The organism is Thermomicrobium sp. (genome assembly GCF_053493975.1).
This window is the reverse complement of record NZ_JBRBZA010000061.1, coordinates 27995-48505: the sequence shown is the minus strand read 5'-3', so window position 1 is coordinate 48505 and position 20511 is coordinate 27995. Positions and strand designations below refer to the sequence as shown.

Sequence of the window (20511 nt, the reverse complement as noted above, 5' to 3'; positions counted from 1 at the left end):
GTGAAACTGCCCGCTACTTGCATGATAGACCGTTGGTCGAGGCTCATCGTTACAACAATGTGACAGAAAGAGTTGCGGTCACTGGCGACTCATTGTGCAGGTCGCACGAGAGCACAGCGGAGTTGCGAGTGGCGAAAGGGCCGCACATACTTGGTCCGGACGAGCGGAAGGGTGCTGTCGAACGTGAGTGCCCGCACACGGATCCGAGAGACCACGCTGTTGGTCGGAGCAGCGACCGATCCCGGACCGATTCGCGAACAGAACGAGGATGCGGTCCTGATCACCGATCCAACTTCGCCAGAGGCTCAGGAGTGTGGCGTCCTCTTGGCCGTCGCCGATGGGATGGGCGGGTATCGCGGAGGTGAGGTCGCTGCGCAACTCGCGGTGGAGACGCTGCGCGCGCAGTTCTACGCCCCACCTGTCCAGCCAGCCGAGGTTGCGAAACGGCTGGAACAAGCCTTCCGTGCCGCCAACGAGCGAATTTATCGAGAATGGGAACCGCACGGCGAAACGCATCTCATGGGAACCACATTAGTGGCAGCGGTGATCCGGGGTGACAGTCTGACCGTTGCCAATGTGGGAGACAGTCGGGCGTATCTCGTACGCGCGCGTCGTGCCACCCAGATCACGCGTGACCACTCGCTGGTAGCCGAGCAGGTGGAAGCAGGGCTCTTGACGCCGGACGAGGCACGCGGGAGCTCGTACCGGAACGTGATCACGAGGGCACTCGGCTATCGACCTCGCATCGATGTCGACATTTTTGAAGTTCGCCTGATGAGCGATGATCGGATCGTCCTCACGACTGACGGTGTTCACGATGTGGTCAAGGAAGACGAGATCGCATCGGTCGTGCTGGCCGAGTCGCCGGACCGTGCCGCTCGGACACTGGTGGAAAAGGCTCTCGCCGCTGGTACGCAAGACAACGCAACAGCCGTCGTCGCCTGGCTCAAGCCAGCGGATCTACCGGTCGAACCATCCCCGGCGACAGAGGAAGCCAGCAGCCGCTGGATGATCGTTCTGTTGATCATCGGTCTCCTCGTCTTCATCGCGCTGATCGGTGTCATTCTCGTCTTGGGTCCCGGTGGATGATCGCGGTCGTCGATGCGCATGTCCATATCTTCCCACCGGACATCGTCCGAAGTCGGGCCGCGTACTGTGAGCGGGACCGTTGGTTCGGGCTCCTCTACGGTAACCCACGGGCTCGCCTCGTCACGGCGGAGGAACTCGCGAGCTCGATGGAGGAGACGGGAATCAGCGTTTCGATTGCTGCTGGCTTTCCCTGGGCCGATCCAGGGCTCTGCGCTTATCACAACGACTATCTTGCCGATGCTTCCCGTGCGAGCGGGGGGACAATTGCCTGGTTAGCGACGGTCGTGCCGCACCATCGCACGGCTCTCGCAGAGGCGGCCCGCAGTTTTGCGGCCGGGGCGTGCGGAATCGGGGAGCTGAATGCCGATGCCCAAGGCTTCGACTGGTCAGAACCCGACCAGCTGACCGAGCTCGTCGAAGCGTGTCGTGCGGCAGGACGACCGATCATGGCGCACGTGAGTGAGCCTCTGGGCCATGACTATCCTGGCAAGGGGACCGCCTGGCCGCACCGTTTCGTGCGCTTCCTCGCACGCTTTCCTGAGGTCGTCGTCGTAGCGGCCCATTGGGGTGGGGGCCTGCCGTTCTACGAGCTCATGCCAGAGGTCGCTGCGGTGACGCGCAATCTGGTCTATGACTCGGCTGCCAGCACGTATCTCTACCGGTTTTCCGTGTTTCGGATTGTCGTCGACCTCGTAGGTGTCGAACGGGTGCTTTTCGCGAGCGACTTTCCGGTCTTGAAGCAAGGCCGGTTTCTCGAACGAGTACGAACGGAAAGCGGTTTGACCGAACAGGAACTCGTTCCCGTTCTCAGCGAGAACGCTCGGCGCGTCTATGGTCTGGCTCGTCCTTCCGAGAGGGATGGCCAGTGATTCGGGGCGTGCGTGGTACGTTGGTCGCGAAACGTTCGGGCGAAGTCCTCGTCGACGTGCACGGTGTGATCTTGCGCGTGCAGACATCAGCGACCACGCTCCAGGAACTCGGCGAGCCAGGAGACCTGGTGTCGTTGGTCACGCACCTGATCGTGCGCGAGGATGAATTGGCGCTCTACGGGTTCGCGACCGAAGCGGAGCTGGAACTCTTTCTTTCGCTCTTGGCTGTGAGCGGCGTCGGACCACGTGGGGCATTGAGCTTGCTTTCCTTGGCAGCACCGGATCGGTTGGCCGAATGGATCCGTGGAGAACGGATCGAGGAACTCGCTCGCGCCCCGGGTATCGGGAAGAAAACCGCCAGCCGTATCGTACTCGAGTTGCGGGGACGGTTACCCGCTCTCGCCGAGGTGCAGGCGGGAGAGCCGATCGACCAGGAACTCGTTGCCGCGCTTCAAGCGCTCGGCTATACGGCGCAGGAGGCACGACAAGCCGCAACGCATCCCGAGGTGCGGCGCGCCCCGTCCCTCGAGGAGCGTATCGTGGCAGCGCTCCGTCAATTGGCACCGCCCTGAATCAATCTGGCCGCGTGCGTTCCAGGCGATGCTCGATGGCAGCTGCATGTGCGGTGAGCCCCTCGCTCATGGCCAGTTGAAGAGCGGGGCTTCCGAGCAGTTCCAGCGCCTTCGGCGCGACCGCGACGAGACTCGTCACCTTCAGAAACGTCTGAACGGTCACCGGTGAAGCGAAGCGGGCTGTTCGGCCGGTGGGCATGACGTGGCTGGGGCCAGCGGTGTAATCGCCGATGACCTCAGGTGAAGTCTCGCCGAGAAACACACCACCAGCATGACGTACCCGGTCGAGATAGTGCCAGGGATCGCGGACGAGAAGACAAAGATGTTCCGGTGCGAAGAGATTGGCCAGGTCGAAGGCGCGCTCGAGATCGGGCACGATGATGATGGCTCCATTGGCTTCCAAGGCGGTGCGAGCGATCTCGCTCCGGTCCAGCTGCGCGAGTTGCCGTTCCAGTTCCTGCGCCACCTTGTGGGCGAGCATGCGCGCCGGGGTAATCAAGATCGCGCAGGCGAGGGGATCGTGTTCGGCCTGGGCGAGCAAGTCAGCGGCACAGAGAACCGGATCAGCCTGCTCATCAGCGATCAGCAATGTTTCTGTTGGTCCTGGTAGTTGATCGATTCCGACATCCCCGTATACGAGTCTTTTGGCGAGGATGACGAAGAGATTGCCCGGGCCAGCGACAATATCGACCGCTGGAATCGTCTGTGTGCCATAGGCGAGTGCGGCGATCGCCTGGGCGCCACCGATCTTGAAGACGCGTTCGATACCGAGCAGTTCTGCTGCAGCCAGGACAACAGGCGCGATCGTCCCGTCGCGGCTTGGCGGCGTACAGACGACGATGTCGCGCACACCGGCCAATTGGGCTGGAATCGCCGTCATGAGGAGCGAGGAGGGAAGCGGGGCTCGGCCCCCTGGCACGTAGATGCCGACGCGATCCACCGGTCGTACGAGTTGTCCAAAGGCGCCCGTTTCGTCGAACTCGATCCAGGAGCGCGGGATCGCTCGCCGATGAAATGCCTCGATGCGGTCGCGGGCGAAGCGGAGCGCTGCCTCGAGCTCGGGCGTGATCGCTCGACGTGCGTGCTGGAACTCTTCCGGACTGACGAGGAACGTATCGAGATGGAGACCGTCGAAGGCGAGCGTATACCGGCGGACAGCATCGTCTCCCTGGGAACGGACCTCCTGGATGATTCGCTCGACGACCTGAAGCGGCGTCAAATCGGCACCGAAAACGGTCCGGATGCGTTCCTGCACGGCGGCCGGGAGGTGGGTTGGGATTTGACGGGAGCGGGACAGGAAGCGTTCGGCTTCAGCGATGTTCTCGATCACGCGGATCCTGGTCGTCATCATTTCTCCTCCAAGGCCTGGCAGAGGCGGGCGAAGGCATGGGAGCGAGAATCGAAAACGTACTCAGGGAAGGTCACAGTGATACCCGAGCTTCCGGCCAAGCGCAAATGGTCGACAGCCTCCAGCAAGAGGTGCTGTGGAACGATGATCGTCACTTCGTACCAACCGGGGCCCTCCTCAGTCGTCTTCGGATAGACACGAGCGACGGTCGGTCCGCGTTCGCCGGTCGTTGCCGCGTGCGCCATGACGTGACGGACGACATCGTCCTCGCTCGATCCGCGAATGTTCGCTGTGACGAGGCGATAGCGTCGCGAGCGGAGACGCGCCTCGATCAGCTCGATGATGGCGCGAGCCTGCTGCAGTTTTTGCGGTGCTGAACGGAGCGCTCGACGACTCGCGATGAGGCAGGCCTGGGCGCGGAGAATCACTCCCCCTTCCAGTACCCTGAGCCGATTCTCGCGCAAGGTCACGCCTGTTTCGGTGAGATCGGCGATCAGGTCAGCGTAGCCGAGCGCGGGAGCGATTTCGAGCGCGCCATGTCCTTCGACGAGCGTGAAGTAATTGATGCCGTTACGCAACAGGAATTCGCGTGTCAGATTGGGGAACTTCGTGGCGATGCGCAAGGTGCGCCCCTGTCGCTTCCAATCGACAGCGAGGTCGGCGAGGTCAGCCAGTGTCGTGACGTCCAACCAGCTCTCGGGGACGGCGAGAACGAGTTGACAGCGCCGGAAGCCGAGATCGTCGAAAACAACGAGGACATCGGGATCGTCACCGGCGAGTTCGGCGACTAGATCGTAACCGGTGATACCGAGGTCAGCGCCCCCGCTGGCGACCTGCTGAACGATATCGGCCGTCCGCTGGAAAAGAACCTCGACGTCCTCGAATCCAGCCAGCCGCCCGACGTACTGACGTGGGTTCGGTCGCCAGACGCTGAGACCGGCACTGTCGAGAAAACGCAGGGTTGCTTGCTCGTATTCTCCCTTAGAGGCGATGGCGATTCGGAGCGGTTCGACCATCAGGTCATTCCTCGGTGGTGAGGTCGATGCGGCGAACGGAACTCGTCGCGTCGACGACCAGGATTTCGGTGACCCCGCGCCGGCGAGCGTAACGACGGTTCGCAGAAAGCGATCGGTGGCGGACGTCCAGTTCGACGATCGCGCCGCTGGCCCGCAGCCGCTCAGCGAAACGCGTGGCGGCTGCGATGGCGGAGCGATCGGCTGCCATGACGAGGAGGCGGGGCTCGCTCTTCAGCGGCAAGGCTGAGGCGTCAGCGATCCGTTCGAGGCCACCGGCGAAGCCGCAGGCTGGGAGCGGCTGGCGCGCGCCGAGCAGTTGAGCGAGATCGTCGTAGCGGCCGCCGCCGCACAGTTGCAGTCCTTCGTCAGCCTGGGAATACATTTCGAAGAGGATCCCAGTGTAGTAGTGCAGTCCGCGCGCCATTCCCGGTGCGAGCACGATCCGGTCGGTTCCCAGTCCATAGGCGGCGAGCTGATCGAGCACCTCGTCGATTCGATGCAGTGGTGCGGGATCGAGGCCATAGCGCTCGACTATCCGGCGGAGTGCCGAGAGTACCTCGTCCGGTGGACCCGAGAGCGACGCAAGTTCGCGGGCGAAAGCGAGCGCCTGGCGCAATGCGTGAGGATCGGCGCTGCGTTGGAGCTTTGTCAGGACGCCGCGAACGATCTCCTCGGGCTGGCGGGAGGCGCCGGTCATCGGTACGCCGACCTCTCGCAGAAGTGCGAGAATCAACCGTTCCAGTTCCTCCGTGGTCAAGGCGAGTTTTGCCCGGACTTCCTGGGTAATCTGCACGATGTCGGTGGAATCGACTAATGCCGGGAGTTCGCTCTCGACGTCGACCGCTTGCCCCTTGCGCAGTCGCTCCATGCTCCAGAGGAGCCAATCCCGCGCACGTTGACGGAGGGGCAGATGAGCGAGATAGTCCAGCACGATACCGACGTGACCGATGACGACACGGGGCACGATCCCGAGTGCTTCGAGAATCTCAGCAGCGAGGTGGATCACTTCTGCGTCACCGCTCGGCCCCGGGGCACCGAGCAGTTCACAGCCGACCTCGGTAAATTGACGTGTGCGCCCAGCTTGCGGTCGCTCGTAGCGGAAAACCGGACCAGCATACGCGAAGCGCAGCGGTAAGGGATCGTTCTGTCTGGACTCCACGTAGTAGCGAAGGATCGATGCCGTGTGCTCGGGCCGGAGAGCGATATCGCGATTCCGAAAACTGAAGGCGTAGAGCTGAGCGATCCGTTCGGGACCGGACTTGCGAAGGAACAGTTCGGTGGGCTCCAAGATCGGTGTTTCGATGAATTCGTACCCGTGACGCTCGAGCACGCGAGCGATGCGATGGAAAACCGCTTGTCGCCGCCGATAAAGAGCAGGAGGAGCGTCTTGCATGCCGCGCAAGCGTTCTAAGGGTTGAGGTGTTTCGGTCAGCTGGTGAATGGTCACCGGCGGAACTCTCCCTTGACCCGTCGATGGATCTGTTGCTCGATCCGTTGGCGCAGGCGCTGCAGTTCCTCCTCGCTCAATGGGCGGTCGGGAGCCGAGAAGATGACCCGGAACGCGAGGCTCTTCTTCCCGGCAGGTATGGCTGGACCACGGTAGACGTCGAACAACCTGATCTCAGTAGCCAGTGGCCCTGCTCCAGCCCGAATGGCTGCCGCGACATCGGCAGCTGGGACCGACTCGTCGACGACGATCGCGAAGTCCTGATCGACCGGCTGATAGCGCGAAACCGGTCGGACACTGATGGGCGCCAGACCGATCTCCAGGATCGTCGGGATATCGATTTCGGCCACGACGACACGAGTCTGTGGCGGGATCCCGAACCGCTCTGCGACGGTCACCAGTACTTCACCCAGCACGCCGATCGGACGGCCTCGTGCGTTGATCTCGGCGCTCCGGCCAGGTTGGAGTGTCGGATGGGTCAGCGCGCAGAATGCCACGTCTGCGACGCCGACCCGCGGCAAGATCGTCTCGAGAATGCCCTTGAGATCGAAGTAATCGACCGGACGTTCGTCCTGATAGAGATCACGCAGTGTCGCGAGCCCCGCGAGCAGACAGCCGACCACCCGTCGCTCGTCGGGCAATTCGTCTCGTTGTCGCGGTAAGTAGACCTTTCCGGTCTCGAAGATGGCAACCGCTTCGTTGAATTTGAGCTGTTCGGCAGCGTTGCGCAACAGCGTCGGCAACAAGGACGGTCGCATGATGGACCATTCCGGCCGGATCGGATTGCGGGCCCGCACCAACTCCTGAGTTGGCCGCTCGAAAAAACCGAAGCGTTCCGGTAGCTGGTCGCCCGACGGTGCAAGTGCCCTGAGCGATTCATCATCGACCATCGGGTAGGTGATCACTTCGTGGAGTCCGGCAGCGACGAGCCCGTTTTGGATTTGGCGCACGAGGCGCAATTCCGGATCGATTTCGACGGGGACGGTTTGTCCCACCGGCAGGCGTTCGGGGATCGTGTCGTAACCGATAACGCGCGCTGCCTCCTCGACGAGGTCAGCGGGAATCGTCAAGTCGCTGCGATACGTCGGGACGGTGACCAACCACACCGAGCGCCCATTTTCCCCTCCGCGTTCGACCGATAGCCCCAAGCTTTCGAAGACGCTGATCACGCGTTCGTCCGGATAGTCCACTCCGAGGAGGCGTGGAATCTCGCTGCGCGGGAATCGGATCTGCCACGGTCGGCGCGGGGCCGGATAATGGTCGACCGTCGCGACGACGCGGCAGGTCGGGATCAGTGTGCTCAGCAACTGCACTGCGCGCTGGGCGGCGGGCCAGCAGAGATTGGGATCCAGCCCGCGCTCGAAGCGAGCGGAGGCCTCGGTCCGTAACCGGAGCGTACGCGCGGTGCGTCGGATGCTGAGCATGTCGAAATTCGCGGTTTCCAAGAGGACACTGGTCGTCTCGTCGCTGATCTCGCTCTCGAGACCACCCATCACGCCAGCGATCCCGACTGGGCGCTCGGCGTCGGCAATGACGAGCATGTCGGGGGCGAGTGGACGCCGGACGTGATCGAGTGTCTCGATTTCCTCACTGGGCCGGGCTCGCCGCACGATCAACCGGCCGCCGCGGAGGCGGGATCGGTCGAAAGCATGTTGCGGCTGTCCCCATTCGATCATGACGTAGTTCGTGACATCGACCACGTTGTTGATCGGGCGAAGACCGACCAATTGGAGTCGGCGGCGCAACCACCAAGGCGAGGGGGCGACGCGGATCCCCTCGAGCGCGATACCGACGAAGCGAGCGCAGAGGTCGCTCGCCTCGATCGTCGCCAGGGTCGGGTCGACGGGTGCCTGGATCGGCGGCAATTCGGGAAGCCGGAGCGGTGAATTCGTCAGCGCAGCGACCTCGCGGGCGATCCCGATGATGGAGTAGGCGTCGACCCGATTCGGTGTGATGGAGAGTTCCAGAATCTCGTCACCGAGATAATCACGGAGCGGGATACCGACCGGAGCATCCGGATCGAGAACCAGGATGCCCTCGTGCTCCTCGGAAAGGCCGAGTTCCTTCTCGGAACACACCATTCCCTCCGAGCGGACCCCCCGGATGGTGGCAGGTTTCAGCGTGGTTAGCCGGGGCTCTGGGCTGTGCCCATCGTAGAGCGTTGCGCCGGCGAGGGCCAGCGCGACCTTCTGGCCGACGGCGATGTTCGGCGCTCCCGTCACCACGGTCAAACGATGGGCTCCCGCATCGACCGTGGCCAAAACGAGTCGATCAGCATTCGGATGGGGTTCGATCTTCTCGACCACGCCGACATAGATCTTGTCCCAATGTGCACCGATCCGCTCGATCGACTCGACCTCGAGCCCGGCGAGTGTCAGCCGTTCGGCGATTTCGTCTGCAGAGCGGTCGGTCGCGACCAATTCCTGGAGCCAGCGCATCGGAACCTTCATGGTGGCGGGCCTGCCCTTCGTTCTCGGCTCGATCAGAACGGTATGCGGTCGAACTGGGCAAGAAAACGGAGATCGCCTTGATAGAAGTACCGGATGTCAGGGACACCATAGCGGAGCATCACGAGTCTCTCGACACCCATGCCGAATGCCCAACCGGTATACCGGTCGGGATCGTATCCCACGTTGCGGAGCACCTGCGGGTGAACCATCCCTGCACCCAGGATCTCGATCCAGCCGCTTTCGCCGCACACGCGGCAGCCCTCGCCACGGCAAAACATGCAGTCGATGGCGAAGTCGACCCCCGGTTCGACGAAGGGGAAGAAATCGCAGCGAAAGCGGACGCGTCGTTCTTTACCGAAAAGCTGGCGTGCGAACTCAGCCAATGTTCCCTTGAGATCAGCCATCGTGATCTGTTCGTCGACAGCGAGCCCCTCGATCTGATGGAAATGCCACTCATGCGTCGCATCGACCGCTTCGTACCGATAACAGCGACCAGGCACCACGACGCGCACCGGTGGCTTTCTGCGCTCCATCACGCGGATCTGCATCGGGGACGTGTGCGGACGCAGGACGATCTCCTTTTGGTCGGACTCGATGAAGATCGTGTCCCACACGTCGCGAGCCGGGTGCTCCGGTGGAATATTGAGCGCATCGAACGCGTAATAGCCATATTCCACTTCCGGGCCCTCGACCACCTGAAAACCGAGATGAGCGAAGATGTCGGTTACCTCGCGAATCATTTGCGTAACAGGGTGGAGCGTCCCGATGCGTGGGCGCCGGCCAGGAAGTGTCACATCGATCGCTTCCGCAGCGATGCGGGCCGCGAGCTCGATCTCACGCACCTCGCGTTCGCGTTCCTCGTAGGCGGTTTGGAGTTCATCCCGAAGTTCATTGGCGAGTCGACCGATGATCGGCCGTTGCTCTGGTGGCAGCGTGCCCAATGCTCGCAAAAGTTGCGTCAGCTCTCCGCGTCGGCCGAGGTATCGAGCGTACCATTCGGCGAGCGCAGCCTGAGTCGTGCTCGCAAGAAGTTCTCGTTTGGCACGCTGTCGGAGTTCCTCGATCCGATCGGTGTTCACGGATACCTCCTGCTTCGGAGTCGTCGCGCTCATCCCCGCGCTGGTGCGCCCGTCGGGGCGCGGCCTGAGCATAAGGATGCGTGATGGCTCGTGTCAAGCGAGGGTCGAGGTCACCGGTGCCGGGTACACTTCGCCGGAAAGAAACGGGCAGGACAGGAGGTCGGAGCGATGAGCCAGACGACGATCGCAGCAGTCCGGGCACGGGAGATTCTCGACTCGCGCGGCAATCCGACCGTCGAAGTGGACGTGCGACTTTCCTGCGGGGCTGTCGGTCGGGCGGCGGTGCCGTCCGGTGCCTCGACTGGGCACCATGAGGCCCTGGAGCTGCGCGATGGCGAGCAGCGTTATGCCGGCAAGGGAGTGCGGCGCGCGGTCGAGCACGTCAATGGACCGATCGCCTCGGCGATTTGCGGAATGGACGCGCTCGATCAACGAGCGATCGATCGAGTACTCATCGAGCTGGATGGCACGCCCAACAAAGGCCGTTTGGGTGCCAATGCGCTCCTGGGGGCCTCGCTCGCCGTCGCCCGTGCCGCGGCTGCGGCAGTGGGACTCCCACTCTACCGGTACCTCGGAGGACCGAACGCTCATCTTCTTCCGACACCTATGCTGAACATCTTGAACGGCGGTAAGCATGCCGCTGGATCCGGTGTCGACATGCAGGAATTCATGGTCGTTCCGGTCGGGGCACCGTCCTTCGCCGAGGCCATCCGTTGGGCCAGCGAGATCTACCAGACTCTTCGCTCGGTGCTGGCCGAGCGCGGTGCGGCGACCACCATCGGTGACGAGGGCGGTTACGCTCCGCGTCTGCCTGGTAACCAGGATGCGATCGAGGTGATTCTCCGTGCGATCGACCGCGCTGGCTACCGAATCGGTGAGCAGGTGGTGCTGGCGCTGGATCCGGCGATGACCGAACTCTATCGGGATGGAACCTACCAATTGCCAGGCGAGGGGCGCACACTCTCGCCGGACGAGCTCATCGACTTCTGGGCGGAGTGGGTCGAGCGGTATCCGATCGTTTCGATCGAGGACGGACTCGCAGAGGATGACTGGGATCATTGGCAGCGCCTGACAGCCCGGCTCGGTCATCGCGTGCAACTCGTCGGGGATGACCTGTTCGTCACTAACCCGCAGCGGATTCGCCAGGGTATCCTGTTCGGTGTCGCCAACGCGGTGCTGGTCAAACCGAACCAGATCGGGACGCTCACGGAAACGCTCGAGGCGATCCACCTCGCTCAGACGCATGGGTACGCGACCGTGATTTCGCACCGGAGCGGTGAGACCGCAGATGCCTTCATTGCTGATCTCGCGGTCGCGGTCAACGCCGGCTTGATCAAGACAGGTGCCCCAGCGCGGATGGATCGCGTCGAGAAGTACAACCAGCTGCTACGCATCGAGGAAGAACTCGGTTCGGCTGGCACCTATGCTGGCTGGAGCGGTTTCCCGGCAGGCTTGCGTCGCTTCGGCTGAGCGATGTCCCATATCGCTGAGCATGCCTGATGACGACTCTGCGGACACGCAGGAGAAGGCAGCCCTGCACGTCGTGCGAGGCCGGTGTGTGTCGGACACAGATGACGCCGAAGCGCACGCTCGATTCGGCTCCACGTGCTCACTGACGGTGAATCGAGCTCGCTGCGATCACCTGCCGACGTGAGGTGCGACGATCAAACTCCGACCGGTCATTTCCTCCGGTTGGGGAAGGCCCATGACCTCGAGGATGGTCGGCGCAACATCGGCCAGGCGTCCACCGGCTCGTAGGGGCACCGAGCGAAATGGCGAGCGGTCCGGTGCAACGAGGATGAACGGTACCGGATTCTTCGTATGGGCGGTCCACACCTCGTTCGTTCCGGGAACCAGCATCTCGTCGGCATTTCCGTGGTCGGCCGTGACGACGAGATAGCCGTTGACCGAACGCACGGCCTGCTCGATCCGTCCGAGACAACGGTCGACACATTCGACCGCAGCGACCGCTGCTGCGAAGACACCCGTGTGTCCGACCATATCGGGATTGGCGTAGTTGACGAGGACGAAGGCGTAACGTTGCGAGTCGATCGCCTCGACCGCAGCAGCGGTCACTTCGGGAGCACTCATTTCAGGCTGGAGGTCGTAGGTGGGTACTTTGGGTGAGGGGACGAGGAGTCGATCTTCGCCAGGGAACGGTTCTTCGCGGCCACCATTGAAGAAATAGGTCACGTGCGCGTATTTTTCCGTTTCGGCGGTATGGAACTGCCGGAGTCCGGCATCGGAGAGTACTCGGGCGAGAGGGACGCGCACGATATCGGGAGCGAAGGCGACGAGTACCGGAAAGTGAGGTTCGTACTCGGCCATCGTCACCATGAGGAGATCACGCGGCCAACGACAGCGTGGGAAAGCAGTGAAGTTCGCGTCAGTGAGCGCGTGCGTGAGCTGCCGAGCGCGGTCAGCACGAAAATTGAAGAAAATCACCGCATCCCCGTCCTCGATCGTTGCGAGGGGCTTCTTTTCTGCATCGACGATGACCGTTGGAACGATGAACTCGTCGGTTATGCCCTGTGCGTAGCTTCGCTCGACCGCTTCGAGCGGCGAGCGCGCGGTCGGTCCGAGCCCGCAGACGATGGCGTCGTAGGCCAGCTTGGTTCGCTCCCAGCGTTTGTCTCGGTCCATCGCATAATAGCGACCGCTCACGGTCGCGACGAAACCGGTACGAAGGCGATCCAGCGCGGCTAGTAGCTCGCGCAGGTGTTCGATACCGCTCGTCGGAGCGGTATCCCGGCCGTCGGTGAAGGCATGAACGGCGACGCGGGAAATCCCAGCACGAGCAGCGAGTTCCAACAGGGCAAGAAGGTGTCGTTGATGGCTGTGCACACCTCCATCACCGATCAGGCCCATGAGATGGAGTGTGCGTCCTGGCTGGCGCGCGCGGTCGAGCGCTCGCTGGAATGCGTGATTCTCGAAGAACGAACCGTCTTCGATCGCAAGATCGATGCGCGTGATGAGTTGGTAGACGATTCGTCCAGCACCCAGATTGAGGTGCCCGACTTCAGAGTTTCCCATTTGGTCATCGGGCAGGCCGACGTCGCGACCCCAGCAGCGGAGTGTCGTCATCGGGTAGGTCGCTTGGAGACGATCCATGACCGGAGTGTGGGCAGCCCGGATCGCATTACCGGGATAGTCCGGGCCGATCGCCCAGCCGTCCAGGATGACGAGACAAACCATCGGCGGCTGCTTCACGAGAGTCCCCTCCCCCATCGATGGGTGCCATCACCCTCGCGCTGATAGTAGACCTCACTGGCATACCTGACAAATCGCTTCACGAGACGCTCGCGGTACAATCCGGGGCGTAGTCGAAGGGCTGACGGGAGAGGAGTCGAGAAGGCGATGCGTAGCGAGCGGATTACGCACGGGATCGATCGAGCGCCGGCTCGTGCCATGCTGCGAGCAGTCGGCTTTCGCGACGAGGACTTCGACAAGCCGATCGTCGCGATCGCCAATACGTGGACCGATGCCATGCCGTGTAACTACCACCTACGGGAACTCGCACAGCACTTGCGCGAGGGTATCCGCGAGGCTGGCGGTGTACCGGTCGAGTTCAACACGATCGCAGTGAACGATGCTATCTCGATGGGAACCGAAGCGATGAAGGCCTCGCTGATCAGTCGCGAGGTGATCGCTGACTCGATCGAACTGATGGCATATGGATACCAGTTCGATGCCCTGGTCGCCATCGTCTCCTGTGACAAGACGATTCCAGGGGGAGCGATGGGGGTGATTCGTGCCGGGGTTCCTGCCATGGTGTTGTACGGAGGCTCGATCGCTCCCGGACACTGGCGTGACCGCGAACTGACGATCGTGGAAGTCTTCGAGGCAGTTGGGGCCTACGCGGCCGGGAAGATCACGTTGGAGGAACTGCAGGAGATCGAACGGCGAGCGATCCCGGGGCCGGGCGCCTGTGGTGGACAATATACGGCGAACACGATGGCGATGGCACTCGAAGTGATGGGCCTGTCGCCGATGGGCTACAACGCGATACCGGCGATCGCGCCGGAAAAGGCTCCGGCGACCCGGGAGGCTGGCCGCCGTTTCATGGAGGTCGTCCGTGCGAACCGAACGCCCCGCGATTTCCTGACCAAGACCTCGCTGCGGAACGCGATCGCTGCAGTGGCCGCGACGGGCGGATCGACCAACGCGGTTCTGCACCTCTTGGCCATCGCGCACGAGTTGGGTATTCCGCTGAGCATCGACGAGTTCGATGAGATCAGCCAGCGAACGCCGATCATCGCTGATCTGAAGCCGTGGGGAAAGTACGTGGCGTGGAGTCTCTATAAGGCTGGTGGAACCAAGCTCGTTGTGAAGCGGCTCCTCGAGGCTGGACTCGTCGAGGGGGATGCTCGTTTGGTGACGGGTGAGACCCTGGCCGAGGCGGTCGCTGACGCTCAGGAGGCTCCTGGTCAGCCCGTCGTCTATCATCCGTCCGCTCCGTTGAAACCGCATGGTGGTCTGGTCATTCTGCGCGGATCGCTCGCGCCCGAGGGTGCCGTTCTCAAAGTTGCCGGTACGGAGCAGATGTACTTCCGTGGGACGGCTCGCGTCTTCGATGCCGAAGAGCAGGCGATGCAAGCGGTCCTCAACCAGCAGATCAAGCCAGGCGATGTGGTGGTCATTCGGTACGAGGGGCCCAAGGGTGGTCCAGGCATGCGGGAAATGCTGGGGATCACGGCAGCGATCGTGGGCGAGGGGCTCGGTCCACATGTCGCTTTGGTCACCGATGGCCGGTTCTCAGGCGGTACCAAGGGACTCATGATCGGCCACGTAGCGCCCGAGGCGCCAGTGGGTGGGCCGATCGCCTTCGTCCAGGATGGTGACACCATCGTGATCGACGTGGAGAAGCGGCGGATCGATCTCGAGGTGCCAGAAGCGGAACTTGCCGAGCGGCGTTCGCGCTGGTCGCCGCCCGCTCCACGGTTCACCAATGGGGTCTTCGCCCGCTACGCTGCGCTCGTCAGTTCTGCCTCGCAGGGTGCTGTCTTGCGGACACCTGCCTGGCAATGAGATCGTGGCAAGAGATGTGGGGCAGGGACAAAACCCGGCCCCACCGGTTTCGCTAGATCGTGACCGGTTCGGGGAATTCGACGATCGAAAGGACGAGACGAACCAGTTCGTCTCGTTCTTCCGGCGTCTCGGCCCGGATCGTGACATGCCCGAGCTTTCGACGCGGTCGCGGGGTTTTTCCATAGAGATGCACGTGCACATTGGGAATCGCGAGGAGCGCCTCGATCGGTGGTACGGAACCGAGCAAATTGATCATCGCCGCATAGCCGCGCATCGCTGTCGAGCCGAGGGGCCATCCCAGGAGAGCGCGCAGGTGCTGCTCGAACTGACTCGTTTCCGCTCCTTCGATCGTCCAGTGGCCACTGTTATGCACGCGAGGTGCCATTTCGTTGGCCAGGAGCGTCTCACCGACGACGAAGAACTCGACAGCCAGGATGCCCACGTAGGACAGTTCTTCGAGGAGCGCTGCTACCGAGCGTTCGGCTTGTTCTTGCAGGGTGCGGCTCGCGCGTGGGGCCGGTGCGCGTGAGAGCGCGAGAATGCCATCGGTATGGCGGTTTTCGACGAGTGGGAAGAACGCGATTTCACCGGTGCGTGAACGTGCTCCGAGGAGCGAGACTTCGTCGTCGAACGGTACGAGCTCCTCGAGCAGGCACGAGGCGCGACCCAGCTCTTCCCAAGCTCGCGGGAGTTCTGCAGGCACGCGTACTCGCTTTTGCCCATGCCCGTCGTAACCGTAGCGTCGCGTCTTGAGAACGGCTGGAAACGGGACTGTTTCGATGGCCGGACCGAAGTCCTCGGGGGACGAGATCGGCGCGTAGCGTGGGACGGGAATGCCACACGATTCGAACAATCGCTTTTCTTCCAGCCGGTCTTGAGCACGGAACAGGGCCTCTGGTGGCGGCAAAACCGGCAACCGTGTCGCCAGGAATTCGGCCGTCGTGCCCGGGACGTTCTCGAATTCATACGTCACGCAGTCCAACCCGGTTGCGAACTGCTCGAGGGCCAGGCGATCGTCGTAGGAGGCCACGAGCAGTTCGGCGACGTGACCGAGCGGGGCCTCGGGAGATGGATCGAGACCGCGAAAGTGCAGACCGAGCGGATACCCGGCGAGCGCCAGCATTCGCCCGAGTTGCCCTCCGCCGAGAATCCCGAGACGCATCGGTCGCTCCTTCACGGTGCCTGTCTCGGGTCAGGGTTTTCCAAAACCGCGCGGGTTTGCTCGTCTCGGAAGCTGCGGAGACGCTCGCGGATCTCGGGGTACTTCGTCCCGAGGATCGCTGCTGCCAGGAGCGCAGCATTGACCGCACCGGCACGACCGATGGCCAGTGTGCCGACCGGTACTCCGGCTGGCATCTGGACGATAGAGAGCAGCGAATCGAGTCCGTGCAGCGTTTGGCTCTGCACCGGTACGCCGAGAACCGGCAAGACCGTCTTGGCGGCGGTCATACCGGGCAGATGGGCAGCGCCCCCAGCTCCGGCGATGATGACCTCGATGCCGCGCGCTTCGGCTGTCACCGCGTACTCGAACATGAGGTCCGGAGTCCGATGGGCTGACACGACACGGACCTCGTACGGGATAGCCAACCGATCGAGCGTGCTGGCGGCATGACTCATGGTTTCCCAGTCGGATCGCGAGCCCATGATGATGCCGACGAGCGGGCGCGAGAAAACGTTCGATGCCTGCACGGCGCGATCCCTCTCTCAGTCCTCGCCTTGGGCACGGGTAAAACCAGGCTCCCCATCGAGTTCGTGAAGCAGTTGGACTCGACTCCAACGATAGCGAGCGCTGACTCGTTCGAGCAGGGCAGTGACCGTTGCTGTGGAGATTTCCTCGTCACGGCTCAAGAATCGGCAGCGCCAGTGGTCGACATAATCGATAGTGGTACCGACGTCAGGATAGACCTGAAGACCACGACTCGAAATGAGGTGAAGCCGTAGAGGGAGATCGCCCACCAGGTGTTCGAGATTGGGTCCCAAGACGTGAGGTGGTTCGGTACCTTCGATGATGAGGTCGATGCCCACCACACGGCGTCGACTGGGACGAATCGGATCGAGTTCCGGGCGCTGTGCCGGAATACGAATCGGTTGGTAAGGGCGTGACTGCCACGTTGCGGAACGACGGCCGAGATTGGCAATGATCGCATCGGTGAAGGCCGTCGTCGAGACGGCTCGCTCGTCGCCGACGACATCGCGGGTGAGCGCTTTCCCTTCTTCGAGCGTGACGATGAGGGCTTGCTCGATCGTCTCCGCTGCTTCGAACTCGTCGATGTAGCGCAACATCATCACTGAAGTAAGGATCATGGCGGTGGGATTGATGACGTTCTTCCCAGCATACTTGGGTGCTGTGCCGTGAACTGGTTCGAAGATGGCTACCTCGTGGCCGTAATTACCTGAGGCAGCGAAGCCGAGCCCGCCGACCAGACCCGAGGCGAGATCGGAGACGATATCGCCGTTCAGATTGGTCGTGACGATGACCTCGAACTGCTCAGGAGCCTTGACGAGCTGGTGTGCACAGTTATCGATGATGAGGTGGTTCGCTTCGATGTCCGGATACTCGGAAGCGACTTCCTCAAAGATGTGCTGAAACCACCCTTCGGTCAGTTTCAAAATATTGGACTTGGTCGCGCACGTAACTTTCTTTCTGCCTTCAGCGCGGGCAAGTTCGAATGCAAAGCGGATGATCTTTTCGCTTCCTTTATAGGATATCAGCTTATGGGCGATAGTCACTCCAGGAGTTTCGCGGTATTCGATAGCAGCGTAGAGATCTTCGATATTCTCCCGTACGACGACGAGATCGATGTTGCGTCCGCGATAGGGAGTGGGAACCGAGGGGAGTTCGCGCACCGGGCGGACGTTCGCGAAGGCCTCGAAGAGCTTGCGCAACGTCACATTGGCACTCTTCTCGCCATAGCCGACAGGTGTTTCCAGTGGTCCCTTCAGGACCACCCGGGTGCGTTTGATCGACTCGATCGTGTCATCCGGTACACCGCTCGCGATCCCTTCGCGGAAGACGCTCGCACCGGCTCGCCGGACTTCCCACTCGATCGGTGCACCAACTGCCTCGATGAGTCGGCAAGCACTTTCCACGATCTCTGGCCCGACGCCATCGCCTGGTATCAAGGTCACGAGTTTTTTCCCATTCGGGGTCACGACGTACTTCATCGTTGCACCGCTTCCTCTCGACTGCTCGATCGCTGGCGGTCTGCCCAGCCTGATCGGGCACCATACTCGAGAGACCGGCCCGTTGTCAACCGCTGGTTTATCGCTTCCATTGCTGAAGGTTATCGCGATCCTCGTCTAGCGATCGTCGGTGGTACCGCTGACTCTGGTGGGCGGTGCGATTCGGCCCTCGCGCAAGTCATTTGCGATCATTGTAGCGACGACGTTGCCGAGGCGGACGCTGTAATTGGTGCCACGGTCCTCCGGATAGATCTGCGCGGTATTGGCGACGTAGACACCCGGCAACGGTGTCCGATGCTCCGGGATCTGCTCACTGTAGCGCAAGGTGACGATCGGCTGGGCAGCTCGCTCTCGAAAAACCCAGTAGTCCTCGATCCACTCGGATGAGAACGACGGGTTGACTTTCGGCAAGTGGTGCAGTGCGGCCGCGAGAACTTCCTCGTCACGAAGCGCGAGATAGGGATGGCTCTGATCGACGTATTTGCTCACGTAGATGAGGTGGCGGCCCTGGTAATAGGACGGTGGTATGAAGTTCGTATGTTCGATGATGCCGGTATACGGGAGATCAGGATCGCCGATATTCAGCCAGTAGATCTCGCTCAGTCGGTGGCGCGACTGGAGGAGGAGGGTGACGGCTGCTTGGTAAGCGGTACCCAGCAGCTTGTGCCGGTAGGTCTCAGGAAGTTGCGGAAAGAGTTTTGCGACGAGCGGGCTCGGGACGGTGGCCACGACGATGTCGACCAGCGTGGTCGCCCCACTCGAGTCGCGCACGAGCCAACTGTCCTCATGCCGTTCGATCACCTCGACCCCGACTCCCGGGTGGATCGCTCCGCCAGCTTCCTGGATCGCTCGTGCGAGCCGATCGATCAGGACGTTGAAACTGCCGAGAATGTAGCCGAGCCGCTCGCGCTCGAAGAGCGATCGCCGGGACTGGGTTCGAAGATAAATCTTGTTCCAGAACCAGGCCATGGCGACGTCCCCGGCGCGCGGTCCGAACTTGGCGCGGAGCTGCGCGCCCCAGACACGTTCGAACGCGCGGTCTCCGATCCAGCGGCGTAACCACTGTTCCGCGGTCACGTACTCGAAGCGTTGCCAATCGTGGACGTGCTGGAGATAGAGGGTCACCAAGCCGATACGCAATCGATCGGGCAAGGGAACGACGCCTAGTCGTAAGACATCGAGCGCACTGGAGAGCGGATAGATGCGTCCGCGAGCGAAGAAGCCGACTCGCGAGGGTAGCCAAACGAGCCGATCAGCCAAACCGAGCTCTTCGATCAAGCGAACGATATCTCGGTCGCTCAGGAAGAGGTGATGATAGAAGTATTCCAGCGCTGTGCCGAGCAACGGAAAAGCGGCCGCCTGTCCACCGAGCTGCCGCTGTCGTTCCCAGAGAACGACCCGATGCCCCTGGTGAGCGAGACGATAAGCTGCAGTCAAGCCTGCGATACCACCACCGATGATCCCGATGCGAAGCGCAGTCGGCATGCGGTGTCCCTCAGGCAGGAGCGTGTTGACGTCGCAAGCGCGCGAACAATCGATGGAGTTCGCGGTTTTCCCAGACGACGACGATTTGGCTGGCGTTGAAGATGGACGAGTAGGTCCCGCTGACGATGCCGATCAGCAGGGCGAGCACGAACGTCCGGATCGTTTCGCCTCCGAGCAGATAGAGTGCGAGCAGCGTCAGCACGACCGTGAGTGAAGTATTGATCGAGCGGACGAGTGTCTGTACGAGGCTGTAGTTCACGATCTGTTCGAAGGTCGGAGCTGCTCGGCGGGCGAGATTTTCCCGGATACGGTCGAAGACCACGATCGTATCGTGAACCGAAAAGCCGATCACCGTGAGCAAAGCCGTCACGAACAACGCATCGACTTCGACGCCGCGCAACCAGCCGAGAATGGAGAAGATACCGACGACGACAGCGACATCATGCAACATCGCGATGACGGCAGCTATCCCGTAGAGAAAGGGATTGTTCGTGTTCCGGAAAGCCCAAGCGATGTACAGCAAGATACCCACCGTCGTCAAGGCAACAGCGACGATCGCGCGGTTCCGGATCGCCGTTCCCAAGGTCGGTCCGACCGATTCTAAGCGAAGCTCCGTGACGTCTCCGAACGAGGCGCGGAGAGCCTGAACCAACTTCTCCTTTTCCGGGGAACCCTCTTTGAGCTCCCGCATACGGATCAAGACGACATTGTTATCGGCTGTCTGAACGATCGCGTCATCGATGCCGTGCTGAGCGAGCACTTGCCGCACATCGCCGGGCTGAACCGGCCGGCTGAGCTGAATTTCCCACAGCGTCCCGCCGGTGAAATCGATGCTCAAACGGACACCGTGAACGGCCAGCGAGAGCAGCCCGGGAATGATGACGATCAACGACAGAAGAAACCAGTAGTACCGCTTACCGACCAAATCGAGCATCGACGTTCCCT

General features: G+C 62.1%; 16 protein-coding genes. 5 read left to right on the top strand and 11 right to left on the bottom strand.

What is annotated here, in order from left to right; all coding sequences use genetic code 11:
- Positions 1-171: 171 nt before the first annotated feature.
- Genes ACWIVK_RS10455 through ruvA form a run of 3 tightly spaced genes read left to right on the top strand, consistent with a single transcriptional unit; the run spans position 172 to position 2530 of the window.
- Positions 172-1089: a PP2C family protein-serine/threonine phosphatase gene (locus tag ACWIVK_RS10455; RefSeq protein ID WP_448576626.1), complete on the top strand. Its 918-nt coding sequence runs from the start codon at positions 172-174 to the stop codon at positions 1087-1089.
- A complete protein-coding gene (locus ACWIVK_RS10450) occupies positions 1086-1958 on the top strand; it encodes an amidohydrolase family protein (RefSeq protein WP_448576625.1) in 873 nt (290 codons plus the stop codon). The genes ACWIVK_RS10455 and ACWIVK_RS10450 overlap by 4 nt, the downstream gene beginning before the upstream one ends.
- Positions 1955-2530 carry a Holliday junction branch migration protein RuvA gene (ruvA, locus tag ACWIVK_RS10445; protein WP_448576624.1) on the top strand — a complete coding sequence of 192 codons (576 nt, stop codon included), beginning with the start codon at positions 1955-1957 and terminating at the stop codon, positions 2528-2530. The genes ACWIVK_RS10450 and ruvA overlap by 4 nt, the downstream gene beginning before the upstream one ends.
- A 1-nt stretch (position 2531) precedes the next feature.
- On the opposite strand, the gene hisD is transcribed toward ruvA, so the two are convergent.
- From hisD to pheS, 5 genes are read right to left on the bottom strand one after another with little or no spacing between them, the layout of a single operon-like run.
- Positions 2532-3878 (bottom strand): histidinol dehydrogenase, encoded by a 1347-nt coding sequence (gene hisD / locus ACWIVK_RS10440; RefSeq protein ID WP_448576623.1) that lies wholly within the window; start codon positions 3876-3878, stop codon positions 2532-2534.
- The gene (gene hisG, locus ACWIVK_RS10435) at positions 3878-4894 is read right to left on the bottom strand and encodes an ATP phosphoribosyltransferase (RefSeq protein ID WP_448576621.1); all 1017 of its coding nucleotides are present in this window, start codon (positions 4892-4894) and stop codon (positions 3878-3880) included. The genes hisD and hisG overlap by 1 nt, the downstream gene beginning before the upstream one ends.
- Positions 4895-4898: 4 nt before the next feature.
- Positions 4899-6341, bottom strand: a complete 1443-nt coding sequence (locus ACWIVK_RS10430) for a histidine--tRNA ligase (protein WP_448576620.1) — start codon at positions 6339-6341, stop codon at positions 4899-4901.
- Complete coding sequence (gene pheT, locus ACWIVK_RS10425; RefSeq protein WP_448576619.1) at positions 6338-8791, bottom strand: phenylalanine--tRNA ligase subunit beta; 2454 nt, start codon at positions 8789-8791, stop codon at positions 6338-6340. The genes ACWIVK_RS10430 and pheT overlap by 4 nt, the downstream gene beginning before the upstream one ends.
- A gap of 32 nt (positions 8792-8823) precedes the next feature.
- Positions 8824-9903: a phenylalanine--tRNA ligase subunit alpha gene (pheS, locus tag ACWIVK_RS10420; protein ID WP_448576617.1), complete on the bottom strand. Its 1080-nt coding sequence runs from the start codon at positions 9901-9903 to the stop codon at positions 8824-8826.
- A 135-nt stretch (positions 9904-10038) separates the two neighbouring features.
- Here pheS and eno point away from each other — a divergent pair, with 135 nt between their 5' ends.
- A complete protein-coding gene (gene eno, locus ACWIVK_RS10415) occupies positions 10039-11340 on the top strand; it encodes a phosphopyruvate hydratase (protein WP_448576616.1) in 1302 nt (433 codons plus the stop codon).
- Positions 11341-11508: 168 nt separating this feature from the next.
- Here eno and gpmI read toward each other — a convergent pair whose 3' ends face one another.
- Entirely contained in the window at positions 11509-13080 is a 1572-nt protein-coding gene (gene gpmI / locus ACWIVK_RS10410) for a 2,3-bisphosphoglycerate-independent phosphoglycerate mutase (RefSeq protein ID WP_448576615.1), read from the bottom strand.
- 147 nt (positions 13081-13227) lie between these two features.
- Between gpmI and ilvD the strand changes: the two genes are divergently transcribed.
- Positions 13228-14898 (top strand): dihydroxy-acid dehydratase, encoded by a 1671-nt coding sequence (gene ilvD, locus ACWIVK_RS10405; RefSeq protein WP_448576614.1) that lies wholly within the window; start codon positions 13228-13230, stop codon positions 14896-14898.
- Between the two features lie 52 nt (positions 14899-14950).
- On the opposite strand, the gene ACWIVK_RS10400 is transcribed toward ilvD, so the two are convergent.
- The 5 genes from ACWIVK_RS10400 to secF form a co-directional block, all read right to left on the bottom strand.
- Positions 14951-16060: a 5-(carboxyamino)imidazole ribonucleotide synthase gene (locus tag ACWIVK_RS10400; RefSeq protein ID WP_448576613.1), complete on the bottom strand. Its 1110-nt coding sequence runs from the start codon at positions 16058-16060 to the stop codon at positions 14951-14953.
- Positions 16061-16071: 11 nt separating this feature from the next.
- A complete protein-coding gene (purE, locus tag ACWIVK_RS10395; RefSeq protein WP_448576658.1) occupies positions 16072-16542 on the bottom strand; it encodes a 5-(carboxyamino)imidazole ribonucleotide mutase in 471 nt (156 codons plus the stop codon).
- A 60-nt stretch (positions 16543-16602) separates the two neighbouring features.
- Entirely contained in the window at positions 16603-18063 is a 1461-nt protein-coding gene (locus ACWIVK_RS10390) for an NADP-dependent isocitrate dehydrogenase (protein WP_448576612.1), read from the bottom strand.
- A gap of 135 nt (positions 18064-18198) precedes the next feature.
- Complete coding sequence (locus ACWIVK_RS10385; protein WP_448576610.1) at positions 18199-19566, bottom strand: NAD(P)/FAD-dependent oxidoreductase; 1368 nt, start codon at positions 19564-19566, stop codon at positions 18199-18201.
- A 10-nt stretch (positions 19567-19576) separates the two neighbouring features.
- On the bottom strand, positions 19577-20500 hold the full coding sequence (gene secF / locus ACWIVK_RS10380; protein ID WP_448576609.1) for a protein translocase subunit SecF: 924 nt from the start codon (positions 20498-20500) through the stop codon (positions 19577-19579).
- Between the last annotated feature and the right edge of the window lie 11 nt (positions 20501-20511).

Coding starts and splice junctions, on each gene's coding strand:
- ACWIVK_RS10450 (WP_448576625.1), top strand. CDS start 1,086: ATGATCGCGGTCGTCGATGCGCATGTCCATATCTTCCCACCGGACATC.
- hisD (WP_448576623.1), bottom strand. CDS start 3,878: ATGACGACCAGGATCCGCGTGATCGAGAACATCGCTGAAGCCGAACGC.
- hisG (WP_448576621.1), bottom strand. CDS start 4,894: ATGGTCGAACCGCTCCGAATCGCCATCGCCTCTAAGGGAGAATACGAG.
- pheT (WP_448576619.1), bottom strand. CDS start 8,791: ATGAAGGTTCCGATGCGCTGGCTCCAGGAATTGGTCGCGACCGACCGC.
- pheS (WP_448576617.1), bottom strand. CDS start 9,903: ATGAGCGCGACGACTCCGAAGCAGGAGGTATCCGTGAACACCGATCGG.
- eno (WP_448576616.1), top strand. CDS start 10,039: ATGAGCCAGACGACGATCGCAGCAGTCCGGGCACGGGAGATTCTCGAC.
- ilvD (WP_448576614.1), top strand. CDS start 13,228: ATGCGTAGCGAGCGGATTACGCACGGGATCGATCGAGCGCCGGCTCGT.
- ACWIVK_RS10400 (WP_448576613.1), bottom strand. CDS start 16,060: ATGCGTCTCGGGATTCTCGGCGGAGGGCAACTCGGGCGAATGCTGGCG.
- purE (WP_448576658.1), bottom strand. CDS start 16,542: ATGGGCTCGCGATCCGACTGGGAAACCATGAGTCATGCCGCCAGCACG.
- ACWIVK_RS10390 (WP_448576612.1), bottom strand. CDS start 18,063: ATGAAGTACGTCGTGACCCCGAATGGGAAAAAACTCGTGACCTTGATA.
- ACWIVK_RS10385 (WP_448576610.1), bottom strand. CDS start 19,566: ATGCCGACTGCGCTTCGCATCGGGATCATCGGTGGTGGTATCGCAGGC.
- secF (WP_448576609.1), bottom strand. CDS start 20,500: ATGCTCGATTTGGTCGGTAAGCGGTACTACTGGTTTCTTCTGTCGTTG.